The 11,753-nt window shown below is 65.5% G+C and carries 7 protein-coding genes, 3 rRNA genes and 1 pseudogene; 3 read left to right on the forward strand and 8 right to left on the reverse strand.

Annotation, left to right across the window (positions count from 1 at the left end; all coding sequences use genetic code 11):
- A partial coding sequence (locus AC2W7G_RS03550) for a methylmalonyl-CoA mutase family protein (RefSeq protein ID WP_485867228.1) occupies positions 1 to 953 on the reverse strand: 953 nt, incomplete at its 3' end.
- Between the two features lie 79 nt (positions 954 to 1,032).
- Complete coding sequence (locus AC2W7G_RS03555) at positions 1,033 to 1,641, reverse strand: hypothetical protein (protein WP_485867229.1); 609 nt, start codon at positions 1,639 to 1,641, stop codon at positions 1,033 to 1,035.
- 74 nt (positions 1,642 to 1,715) lie between these two features.
- Here AC2W7G_RS03555 and serC point away from each other — a divergent pair, with 74 nt between their 5' ends.
- Positions 1,716 to 2,822, forward strand: coding sequence for a phosphoserine transaminase (serC, locus tag AC2W7G_RS03560; protein ID WP_485867230.1), 1,107 nt, complete (start codon positions 1,716 to 1,718; stop codon positions 2,820 to 2,822).
- A gap of 126 nt (positions 2,823 to 2,948) precedes the next feature.
- Here the strand turns inward: serC and rrf are convergent.
- The 4 genes and pseudogenes from rrf to tyrS all read right to left on the reverse strand — a co-directional run bounded on the left by rrf (position 2,949) and on the right by tyrS (position 9,866).
- Positions 2,949 to 3,065, reverse strand: a 5S ribosomal RNA gene (gene rrf / locus AC2W7G_RS03565).
- A 100-nt stretch (positions 3,066 to 3,165) separates the two neighbouring features.
- Positions 3,166 to 6,263: ribosomal RNA gene (locus AC2W7G_RS03570) — 23S ribosomal RNA — on the reverse strand.
- Between the two features lie 353 nt (positions 6,264 to 6,616).
- Positions 6,617 to 8,132, reverse strand: a 16S ribosomal RNA gene (locus AC2W7G_RS03575).
- Together the 16S, 23S and 5S rRNA genes form the textbook arrangement of a ribosomal RNA operon.
- A 481-nt stretch (positions 8,133 to 8,613) precedes the next feature.
- Positions 8,614 to 9,866: pseudogene (gene tyrS / locus AC2W7G_RS03580) on the reverse strand (tyrosine--tRNA ligase).
- A 90-nt stretch (positions 9,867 to 9,956) separates the two neighbouring features.
- Here tyrS and AC2W7G_RS03585 point away from each other — a divergent pair.
- Positions 9,957 to 10,604: a DsbA family oxidoreductase gene (locus tag AC2W7G_RS03585; RefSeq protein WP_485867231.1), complete on the forward strand. Its 648-nt coding sequence runs from the start codon at positions 9,957 to 9,959 to the stop codon at positions 10,602 to 10,604.
- Positions 10,601 to 10,738, forward strand: coding sequence for a hypothetical protein (locus tag AC2W7G_RS03590; RefSeq protein WP_485867232.1), 138 nt, complete (start codon positions 10,601 to 10,603; stop codon positions 10,736 to 10,738). Before AC2W7G_RS03585 ends, AC2W7G_RS03590 begins: the two co-directional genes overlap by 4 nt.
- Positions 10,739 to 10,793: 55 nt before the next feature.
- On the opposite strand, the gene AC2W7G_RS03595 is transcribed toward AC2W7G_RS03590, so the two are convergent.
- Entirely contained in the window at positions 10,794 to 11,276 is a 483-nt protein-coding gene (locus AC2W7G_RS03595; protein WP_485867234.1) for a DNA-3-methyladenine glycosylase, read from the reverse strand.
- Positions 11,273 to 11,656: a universal stress protein gene (locus AC2W7G_RS03600; protein ID WP_485867233.1), complete on the reverse strand. Its 384-nt coding sequence runs from the start codon at positions 11,654 to 11,656 to the stop codon at positions 11,273 to 11,275. Before AC2W7G_RS03600 ends, AC2W7G_RS03595 begins: the two co-directional genes overlap by 4 nt.
- Between the last annotated feature and the right edge of the window lie 97 nt (positions 11,657 to 11,753).

Genomic DNA, 11,753 nt, shown 5'->3' on the forward strand with positions numbered 1-11,753 from the left:
GGCGGGCGTCCGGCCTCGGCGTAGGCGGCGACGACCGCGTCCACGTCGGCGGTCGCGCCCGCCACGACCGCGTCGATGCCACCGGCGGCGAGCAGGTTGCTGGCGAAGGTGGCCCGGGCGGTGTGCTGGGCGATGGGGCCCATCGTGGCCAGGAAGACCGGCTGCGGCACCGGTTCGTCGCGCATCTGCTCGAACTCGGCGGCGTAGCGGTGCGGCTCGGGCCGGGTCGACGTCGACGGGCGGCGCTCGGGCAGCTCCTCGCGCAGGTGCGGGAACTCGCTGACCCCGGTGATCGGCCGCTGGCGGCGGGCGACCTGCAGGGCCCGCTCGGAGACCGTGCCGGCGATGCGGTCGCGCAGCAGGTCGAGGGCGGCCAGGACGCCGCCGGCCGCCTCGATCTCGCCGAACAGGTCCCAGGCCGCGCGGGCCAGGTCGTCGGTCAGCTTCTCCATCGCGTACGAGCCGCCCGCCGGGTCGGTGACCGCCCCGACGTGCGACTCCTCGATGAGCAGGCTGGACGTGTTGCGCGCGATGCGGCGGCTGAACGGCTCGGGCAGGCCGAGGCGCTCGTCGAACGGCAGCACGGTGACCGACTCCGCCCCGCCGACGCCGGCGGCGAACGCGGCCACGGTCGTGCGCAGCATGTTCACGTAGGGGTCGTAGCGGGTCATCATCGGCCGCGACGTGACGGCGTGCTGCACCATGCCGCGGTGGGCCTCGGCGATGCCGCTGAGCTCGGCGACGCGCGCCCAGAGCCGGCGGGCCGCGCGCAGCTTGGCGATGGTGAGCAGCTGCTCGTCGGTCGCGGCCAGACGGAAGTCGAGCAGCCCGGCGGCGGCGTCGACGTCGTGACCGGCCGTGGAGTCGGCGTCGGTCAACAGCCGCAGGTAGGCGACGCCGGCGGCGACCACGTAGGCCAGCTCCTGCACGTCCGAGCCGCCCAGGTCGTGCACCGCGGTGCGTCGACGGTGAGGGCGCGGACGCCGGCCCGGACGGCCAGCGAGGCCACCTCGTCGACGACGTCGAGCTCGGTCACGCCGTGGCCGCGGAGCCGGTTCCCGATCGGGTCGCACCGAACGAGGTGCCGGCGGCCGCGGTCACGCCCTTGTCCTCGAGGACCGCGACGAGAGCCCGGGCCGCGTCGACCGGGACGGTCGGCGCGTCCAGCACCACCGGCGCCAGGTCGACGAACACCGGCTCGAGCACCGTGGCCAGGTCGGCGGGGTCGATCTCCCCCTCCCCGACCTGCAGCCACAGCGACGTGACGCCGTTCTCCAGGTCGGTGACGACGTGGTCCCGCGTCACCTTCGGCTCCGGGTCGGCGAAGCAGGCGCGCACGTCCCACGCGTCCTCGGGCGCCTTCGTCCGTGCGCCGCGCGTGTACGGCGCCTGCCCGGGGAGGCCCGGGTCGGAGAGCCGGGCGACGAGCTCGGGGGTCCCGAGCGGCGTCACGTCGATGCCGTCGAGCGTCGTGGTCGCCAGGCGCGCCCAGACGTCCGCGTCGGGCGCGTCGTCGGCCAGGCGTCCGGTCTTCCGGAGCACCGCCGCGGTCGCCTTCTCCCACTCCTCGCGCGTGTGCTCCGCGCCTTCGGCGAGCGGGATCTGGAGGGCGTCGGCGTCGACAGGGGGTTCGGGGACCATAGCCGCATCGTACGGAGCGTCCCGTGCTGCGGCATGTGAGGTAGTCCACTGACGAGGCCTGCGAGAATGGGGCCGTGCAGATCCCCACCGAGCTCCTGCCCATCGACGGACGGTTCGGCTCCGGACCCTCGAAGGTCCGCGCCGAGGCCCTGGACGCGCTGGCGGCCACGGGCACGACGCTGATGGGCACGTCCCACCGGCAGGCCCCGGTCAAGAATCTCGTCGGCAGCATCCGTGCCGGCCTGGGCGACCTGTTCTCGCTGCCCGACGGCTACGAGGTCGTCCTGGGCGTGGGCGGCTCGCACGCCTTCTTCGACGCCGCGACGTTCGGCCTCGTGCACCGCCGCGCCCAGCACCTCGTGCACGGCGAGTTCTCGCGCAAGTTCGCGACCGCCGTGCAGCGCGCCCCGTTCGTCGACGAGCCGACGATCCTCGAGTCCGACCCGTCCACGCACCCGGACCCGGTCGCCGAGGAGGGCGTCGACGTCTACGCGTGGGCGCACAACGAGACGTCCACCGGCGTCATGGTCCCCGTGCAACGGGTGCCGGGCGCCGACGACGACGCGCTCGTCCTCGTCGACGCCACGTCCGGGGCCGGCGGGCTCCCGGTCGACCTGACGCAGACCGACGTCTACTACTTCGCCCCGCAGAAGACGTTCGCGTCCGACGGCGGCCTGTGGATCGCGATCATGTCGCCGGCCGCGATCGAGCGGGCCGGGCGCATCCAGGCCCAGGGCCGCTACGTGCCCGGGTTCCTGGACCTGCCGACCGCGATCGACAACTCGCGCAAGGACCAGACCTACAACACCCCGGCGCTGGCCACCCTGTTCCTGCTCGACGACCAGGTGCGCTGGCTCAACGAGCGGGGCGGCCTGGACTGGGCGGTCGCCCGCACGCGCGAGTCGGCCCGCATCCTCTACGACTGGGCCGAGGCGTCCTCGTACGCCCGCCCGTTCGTGCCGGACCCGGCCGACCGGTCACACGTCGTGGGCACGATCGACCTCGACGGCGTCGACCAGAAGACGCTCACCGGCGTCCTGCGCGAGAACGGGGTCGTCGACGTCGACAGCTACCGCGGGCTCGGCCGCAACCAGCTGCGGGTGGCGCTGTTCCCGGCGATCGAGCCCGACGACGTCCGCCGGCTCACCGCCTGCATCGACTGGGTGGCCGAGCGCCTCTGACCCGGACGAACGACGAAGGGCCCACCGCGCAGGCGGTGGGCCCTCCTCTCGTCCCGGAACCAGGGGGTCCAGAAGTGGCGGCGAGGCCGCCCCGGTGTGTTGGGGCGGCCTCGCGCTCTAAAGGTTGTCCGGCGACGTCCTACTCTCCCACCCCCTCCCGGGGGCAGTACCATCGGCGCTGAGAGGCTTAACTTCCGGGTTCGGAATGTTGCCGGGTGTTTCCCTCTCGCCATGGTCGCCGAAACTCTATGGAGATATCAAAACCAGTCACACCCGTGGGTGTGGGTGGTTCCCGTTCGTATCTCGGGAACCTCACAGTGGACGCGTATGCAGAACTTGTGTAGGTAACAAGCCCTCGGCCTATTAGTACCGGTCGGCTACACACATTGCTGTGCTTCCACCTCCGGCCTATCAACCCAGTGGTCTGCTGGGGGCCTTACCTCCTCGAGGGAGTGGGAAACCTCATCTTGAAACATGCTTCCCGCTTAGATGCTTTCAGCGGTTATCACTTCCGAACGTAGCTAAGCAGCGGTGCTCCTGGCGGAACAACTGCCACACCAGAGGTTCGTCCATCCCGGTCCTCTCGTACTAGGGACAGCCTTTCTCAAGTTTCCAACGCGCGCGGCGGATAGGGACCGAACTGTCTCACGACGTTCTAAACCCAGCTCGCGTGCCGCTTTAATGGGCGAACAGCCCAACCCTTGGGACCTGCTACGGCCCCAGGATGCGACGAGCCGACATCGAGGTGCCAAACCATCCCGTCGATATGGACTCTTGGGGAAGATCAGCCTGTTATCCCCGGGGTACCTTTTATCCGTTGAGCGACGCCGCTTCCACTTGCCAGCGCCGGATCACTAGTCCCGACTTTCGTCCCTGCTCGAGCTGTCACTCTCACAGTCAAGCTCCCTTGTGCACTTACACTCGAAACCTGATTGCCAACCAGGCTGAGGGAACCTTTGGGCGCCTCCGTTACATTTTAGGAGGCAACCGCCCCAGTTAAACTACCCATCAGGCACTGTCCCTGATCCGGATCACGGACCTAGGTTAGATATCTAGTACAGTCAGAGTGGTATTTCAACGATGACTCCACACTCACTGGCGTGAATGCTTCACAGTCTCCCACCTATCCTACACAAACTGAACCAAACACCAATACCAAACTATAGTAAAGGTCCCGGGGTCTTTCCGTCCTGCCGCGCGTAACGAGCATCTTTACTCGTAGTGCAATTTCGCCGAGTCCATGGTTGAGACAGCGCCCAAGTCGTTACTCCATTCGTGCAGGTCGGAACTTACCCGACAAGGAATTTCGCTACCTTAGGATGGTTATAGTTACCACCGCCGTTTACTGGGGCTTAAGTTCTGTGCTTCGCTTGCGCTAACACGTCCCCTTAACCTTCCAGCACCGGGCAGGAGTCAGTCCGTATACGGCGTCTTTCGACTTAGCACGGACCTGTGTTTTTAGTAAACAGTCGCTTGGGCCTGGTCTCTGCGGCCTTCAACGCTTCGTGGAGCAAGTCCACTCACGAATCCGGCCCCCCTTCTCCCGAAGTTACGGGGGCATTTTGCCGAGTTCCTTAACCATGGTTCACTCGATCACCTTAGTATTCTCTACCTGACCACCTGAGTCGGTTTGGGGTACGGGCGGCTCTGAACCTCGCTAGATGCTTTTCTCGGCAGCATAGGATCACTCACTTCGACTCAATCGTCTCGGCATCAGCTCTCAGACACATGAACGGCGGATTTGCCTACCGTTCGTCCTACGACCTTGCCCGCGGTCTACCATCGCCGCGGTTGAGCTACCTTCCTGCGTCACACCATTGCTTGCCTACTACCAGCTCGGGTCAGGCGCTACGCGCACCATAGCCACCGAAGTGGCTTTAGGTACGTTTCGGGCCCTTAGCATCACTGGATTCAGCATGGGCGGTTCAACGCCGGTACGGGAATATCAGCCCGTTGTCCATCGACTACGCCTGTCGGCCTCGCCTTAGGTCCCGACTTACCCAGGGAAGATTAGCTTGACCCTGGAACCCTTGGTCATCCGGTGGAAGAGTTTCTCACTCTTCATTCGCTACTCATGCCTGCATTCTCACTCGTGTCGCGTCCACGGCTGGGTCACCCCGCCGCTTCACTCCCGACACGACGCTCCCCTACCCATCCACGCACCTGGACCACGAAGGCCTGGTACACGCGTGAATGCCATAGCTTCGGCGGATTACTTGAGCCCCGCTAAATTGTCGGCGCAGAATCACTTGACCAGTGAGCTATTACGCACTCTTTCAAGGATGGCTGCTTCTAAGCCAACCTCCTGGTTGTCTATGCGACTCCACATCCTTTTCCACTTAGTAACCGCTTAGGGGCCTTAGCTGATGGTCTGGGCTGTTTCCCTCTCGACTACGGAGCTTATCCCCCGCAGTCTCACTGCCACGCTCTCACTTACCGGCATTCGGAGTTTGGTTGAGTTCAGTAAGCTGGTAAGCCCCCTAGCCCATCCAGTGCTCTACCTCCGGCAAGAAACACGTGACGCTGCACCTAAATGCATTTCGGGGAGAACCAGCTATCACGGAGTTTGATTGGCCTTTCACCCCTATCCACAGGTCATCCCCCCAGTTTTTAACCTAGGTGGGTTCGGTCCTCCACGCGGTCTTACCCGCGCTTCAACCTGCCCATGGATAGATCACTCCGCTTCGGGTCTAGATCGTGCAACTCAGCCGCCCTGTTCGGACTCGCTTTCGCTACGGCTACGGCTCACGCCTTAACCTCGCTACACAACGCTAACTCGCAGGCTCATTCTTCAAAAGGCACGCCGTCACCCCGAAAGGCTCCGACGGCTTGTATGCACATGGTTTCAGGTACTATTTCACTCCCCTCCCGGGGTACTTTTCACCTTTCCCTCACGGTACTAGTCCGCTATCGGTCATCGAGGAGTATTTAGGCTTAACGGGTGGTCCCGCCAGATTCACACCGAATTTCAGGGGTTCGGTGTTACTCGGGGTCACGCACAAGAGCCATGAGCTTACGTCTACGGGGGTATCACCCTCTGTGCCACGACTTTCCAGCCGTCTCGACTTCACTCATGGTTTATGACTCTTCGTCTGTCCGGCAGAACAGACCATGCGGCCCCACAACCCCCCAAGTACAACGCCCGCCGGCTATCACATACTTGAGGTTTAGCCTCTTCCAGTTTCGCTCGCCACTACTCCCGGAATCACTGTTGTTTTCTCTTCCTGCGGGTACTGAGATGTTTCACTTCCCCGCGTTCCCTCCAACTACCCTATGTGTTCAGGTAGAGGTGACTGGACTTTCCTCCAGCCGGGTTTCCCCATTCGGACACCCCCGGATCACAGCTCGGTTGTCAGCTCCCCGGGGCTTATCGCAGACTCCTACGTCCTTCATCGGCTCTCGATGCCAAGGCATCCACCATGTGCACTTAGTAGCTTGTTGTTTCTACAAAGATGCTCGCGTCCACTGTGAAGTTCTCAAAATACGACCGGTCCCGCCCCTCGACCCGACGCCTACCCTCCACCCGAAGGTGACCGGCGGTTCGCTCGGAAGAGACGATCCGAAGAGATCCAGTCCGAAGACCTGATCCCTCAGGACCCAACAGTGTGCAGACCCAGCCCCGACCCACCTCAGCCCCGTTCCACGCCGGCAAGCCGGCAGTACTAGAGACCCAGGCTCGTCCGAGCAGGTCATAGTCGACGTCCACTAGTGAGCTGAGACCGCACCAGCACATTCGGCTGGTCAACGACTCAATGGACCACACAGACCATGTCTGCGGGCCAGATGCTCCTTAGAAAGGAGGTGATCCAGCCGCACCTTCCGGTACGGCTACCTTGTTACGACTTCGTCCCAATCGCCAGCCCCACCTTCGACGGCTCCCTCCACAAGGGTTAGGCCACCGGCTTCGGGTGTTGCCGACTTTCATGACGTGACGGGCGGTGTGTACAAGGCCCGGGAACGTATTCACCGCAGCGTTGCTGATCTGCGATTACTAGCGACTCCGACTTCATGGGGTCGAGTTGCAGACCCCAATCCGAACTGAGACCGGCTTTTTGGGATTCGCTCCACCTCGCGGTATCGCAGCCCATTGTACCGGCCATTGTAGCATGCTTGAAGCCCTGGACATAAGGGGCATGATGACTTGACGTCATCCCCACCTTCCTCCGAGTTGACCCCGGCAGTCTCCTATGAGTCCCCACCATGACGTGCTGGCAACATAGGACGAGGGTTGCGCTCGTTGCGGGACTTAACCCAACATCTCACGACACGAGCTGACGACAGCCATGCACCACCTGTATACCGACTAAAAGGGGCACTATCTCTAGCGCTTTCCGGCATATGTCAAACCCAGGTAAGGTTCTTCGCGTTGCATCGAATTAATCAGCATGCTCCGCCGCTTGTGCGGGCCCCCGTCAATTCCTTTGAGTTTTAGCCTTGCGGCCGTACTCCCCAGGCGGGGCGCTTAATGCGTTAGCTGCGGCACGGAAACCGTGGAAGGTCCCCACACCTAGCGCCCAACGTTTACGGCATGGACTACCAGGGTATCTAATCCTGTTCGCTCCCCATGCTTTCGCTCCTCAGCGTCAGGAAATGCCCAGAGAACCGCCTTCGCCACCGGTGTTCCTCCTGATATCTGCGCATTCCACCGCTACACCAGGAATTCCGTTCTCCCCTGCATCCCTCTAGTCAGCCCGTATCGGAAGCACGCTCAGGGTTAAGCCCTGAGTTTTCACTCCCGACGTGACAAACCGCCTACGAGCCCTTTACGCCCAATAATTCCGGACAACGCTCGGACCCTACGTATTACCGCGGCTGCTGGCACGTAGTTGGCCGGTCCTTCTTCTGCAGGTACCGTCACTTTCGCTTCGTCCCTGCTGAAAGAGGTTTACAACCCGAAGGCCGTCATCCCTCACGCGGCGTTGCTGGATCAGGCTTTCGCCCATTGTCCAATATTCCCCACTGCTGCCTCCCGTAGGAGTCTGGGCCGTGTCTCAGTCCCAGTGTGGCCGGTCACCCTCTCAGGCCGGCTACCCGTCGTCGCCTTGGTAGGCCATTACCCCACCAACAAGCTGATAGGCCGCGAGCTCATCCCTGTCCAGCGGACTTTTCCACCACCCAACATGCGAAGGGAGGTCATATCCGGTATTAGCCACCGTTTCCAGTGGTTATCCCAGAGACAGGGGCAGATTGCTCACGTGTTACTCACCCGTTCGCCGCTCGTGTACCCCCGAAAGGGCCTTACCGCTCGACTTGCATGTGTTAAGCACGCCGCCAGCGTTCGTCCTGAGCCAGGATCAAACTCTCCGTTGAAAAACCCCAGAAGGGGCCAACATCGTTTTGATTCCTGACGAACTGTTTGCTGACAAACAATTTGTCGGAATTAACCTACGCCAACAACAACCAGACCGAAGCCCGGATCGCTGCCGACGGGGGTTACTACTAATTAATCTCGTCGACTATTGCACACTGTTGAGTTCTCAAGGATCAGACGCACACCACCCAGAAACTCCCCACAAAGAGAAGCCCTGAACGGGGCTAGATCATGTCCCGCGTTTTCGGCGACCTGCCCAGAACACACTGAAGGTTCGGGATCAGCCGTTTCGGTTGAGACAGCGTCACACCCACCGGGCGGCCAGCCTCTCGGCCTTCCGCCCCGCCGTGCGGTGCAACAAGAAGAACATTACACACCCGTTTCCCCGAAGGTCAAATCGGGGTCCCTGTGTCCGTGGCCACACCCCGAAAATCCCCGGAATCCCGGGGATCGTGGCCCTCCACGACCCCCGGGACTGGCTCAGGGCAGCCGGACGCCGGAGACGGCCCGCTTGCCCTTGCGCAGGACCACCCAGCCGGAGTCGCCCACGCCGTGGCCGGCGAGCGACTGGTCGGGGTCCTCGACGCGCTCGTTGTTGACGTACGCCCCGCCCTCGGACACCGCGCGACGTCCCGCAGACTTGCTGTCCACGAGGCCGGCGCCCAGCAGCGGCGTCGACGAGTCGGCGCCTCCCTCGAGCTCGACTCCCCCGGCCTCGCGCAGCGCGGCCTCCAGGGTCGAGGCCGGCAGCTCGGCCAGGTCACCGCGGCCGAACAACGCCTGCGAGGCGAGCTCGGCGGCCCGCAGCTCGTCCTCGCCGTGGACGAGGGTCGTCAGCTCGGCGGCGAGCAGCCGCTGGGCGGCCCGGGCGCCGGGACGCTCCTGGTGCTCGGCCATGACCCGGTCGATCTCCTCGAGCGGCAGGAAGGTGAACTGCTTGAGGTACTCCCCCACCTTGACGTCCTCGGCTGGATCCAGGACTGGTAGAAGGCGTACGGGCTCATGAGCGTCGGGTCGAGCCAGATGGTGCCGGACTCGGTCTTGCCGAACTTCGTGCCGTCGGCCTTCGTGATGAGCGGCGTGGCCAGCGCGTGGACGCGGTCGCCGTCGGCCCGGCGGACGAGCTCGACGCCGGCGGTGATGTTGCCCCACTGGTCGCTGCCGCCGGTCTGCAGCGCGCAGCCGTGGCGCCGGTGCAGCTCGAGGTAGTCCATGGCCTGGAGCAGGACGTAGCTGAACTCGGTGTAGCTGATGCCGGACTCCAGCCGGCTGGCCACGACGTCGCGGGCCAGCATCCGGTTGACCGGGAAGTGCTTGCCGATGTCGCGCAGGAAGTCGACGGTCGACAGGGACTGCGTCCAGTCGAGGTTGTTCACCAGCACGGCACCGTTGTCGCCCTCGAGCGAGACGAAGCGCGAGACCTGGCCGCGGATCCGCTCGACCCACTGCGCCACCGTGTCCTTGGAGTTCATCACCCGCTCGCCGCTCTGCTTGGGGTCGCCGATGAGGCCGGTGGACCCGCCGACCAGCAGGATCGGCCGGTGCCCGGCCAGCTGCAGGCGGCGGGCGGTCAGCAGCTGCAGCAGGTTGCCGACGTGCAGCGACGGCGCCGTGGGGTCGAAGCCCACGTAGTACGTGATCGGCCCGGCGCTCATCTCGTCCCGGAGCGCGTCCAGGTCGGTCGAGTGCGCGATCAGGCCGCGCGCGTCGAGGTCGTCGATCACGTGAGTCACAGGTGTTCCTTCTCTTGGTGCGCCGCGACGGTCGCGGCGTCTCGAGCCTATCCAGGGAATACCGCCGGAAGGGCGCAGGTTCGTGCTGGCGTGAGTGAACACGTGAAGATCGACGTCTGGTCCGACGTCGCGTGCCCCTGGTGCTTCGTCGGCAAGCGTCGCTTCGAGGCGGGCGTCGCCTCGCTCGGCCCGGACGTCGAGGTCGAGGTCGAGTACCACTCCTTCGAGCTCGCACCGGACACCCCGGTCGACTTCGAGGGCAGCGAGGTCGACTTCCTGGCCGGCCACAAGGGCATGCCCGCGGCGCAGGTCGAGCAGATGCTCGGCCAGATGACGCAGGTGGCCGCCGGCGAGGGCCTCGCGTACGACTTCGACGCCCTGCAGCACACCAACACCCGCAAGGCGCACGAGCTGCTGCACCTGGCCAAGGCGCACGGCGTCCAGGCGGCCATGAAGGAGCGCCTGCTGAGCGCCTACTTCGAGCAGGGCCGCCACGTCGGCCGGGTCGAGGACCTCGCCGACCTCGCCGCCGAGGTCGGGCTCGACCGCGACACCGTCGTGAAGGAGCTCGAGGCCGGCACGTACGCCGATGCCGTCCAGGCCGACGTCGACCAAGCGATGCGGTACGGCATCGGCGGCGTGCCGTTCTACGTCGTCGACGGCCGGTACGGCGTCTCCGGCGCCCAGTCCCCCGAGACGTTCGCCGCGGCCATCACCCAGGCGGTGCAGGAACGATGAGCGGGCCGTTCCAGATGGTCGGCGAGCAGGACGCTCCGGTGTGCGTGGACGGCGTCTGCGAGCTCCCCGCCCCGGAGGCCGCGCAGGCTCAGGAGAGCGACGAGGCGCGTGGTGCTCGCGGCGAGCGCCGGTAGGCGCTGACCGTCGGGTCGCCGGCCACCCAGAAGCGCCACGGCGCGTCGGCAGCCTTCAACACCCCACGCGGGGCCCGGCCACGACGTGCGCCGGCTCCTCGACCCGCTCCCCCAGGTGCACCGGCTCCGGGTCGAGCAGGTCGGTGCCCTTGTCCTCGAGCGTGATGCCGAGCGCCTCGGCCAGGTTGCCCGGTCCGCGGGCCAGGCCGGCGTCGCTCACCCGCGGTCCCCGGCGCTCGCGGGCCAGCTCGAGGCCCTCGATGACGCGTCCGGCGCGCACCAGCACGGCGGACGCCTCCCCCTCCGGGCTCGTCACGACGTTGGCGCAGTGGTGCAGGCCGTACGAGCGGTACACGTACAGCCGCCACGGCGGGCCGTACATGATGTCCGAGCGCGGCGTGCGGGTGTAGGCGTGCGAGGCCGGGTCGAGCGGCCCGGCGTAGGCCTCGACCTCGGTGATGACGACGGTGACGCCATGACCGACCAGCGCACGGCCGAGCAGGGACCGGGCGTCGGCGAGGACGGGCAGCTCGCTCAGGGCGCCTTGACCGCCACGACCGGGATGGACGTGTCGAGCATGAGCCGCTGGGCGACGGCGCCCATGATCAGCTTGCCGACGGGGGTGCGCTTGCGCAGGCCGATGACGAGCAGCTCGGCGCCGCGGTCCTCCAGGACGTCGACGACGGCCCCCACGACGTCGGGGTCCTCGACCTGCGCGACGTCGTGCGCGATGCCGGCGCGGTCGAGCCGCGCGGTGACGTCGGACAGGTCGGCCGGCGGCGGCGTGGTGCCGTCCGGCCCGGGTCCGACGACGTTCACCACGAGCACCGTCGCGTCACGGCGCAGCGCCTCCTCCACGGCGAACTCGACGGCCGCCCGGCCGTAGTCGTCGGGCCGGTAGGCGATCGCGATGGTCATGCTGCGAGCCTAGCGCCGCGCCGAGGGGACGCCACGGGGGCTCAGGCCAGCCGGGCGCGCAGCTCGCGAGCTGCTCGGCGACGCGGGCCGGGGCGAT

The organism is Aeromicrobium sp. PFPM2_SD2, assembly GCF_057364525.1.

Excerpts from the sequence above, each read along its gene's own strand:
- AC2W7G_RS03555 (WP_485867229.1), bottom strand. The coding sequence starts at position 1,641 with ATGGTCCCCGAACCCCCTGTCGACGCCGACGCCCTCCAGATCCCGCTC.
- AC2W7G_RS03590 (WP_485867232.1), top strand. The coding sequence starts at position 10,601 with ATGAGCGGGCCGTTCCAGATGGTCGGCGAGCAGGACGCTCCGGTGTGC.
- AC2W7G_RS03600 (WP_485867233.1), bottom strand. The coding sequence starts at position 11,656 with ATGACCATCGCGATCGCCTACCGGCCCGACGACTACGGCCGGGCGGCC.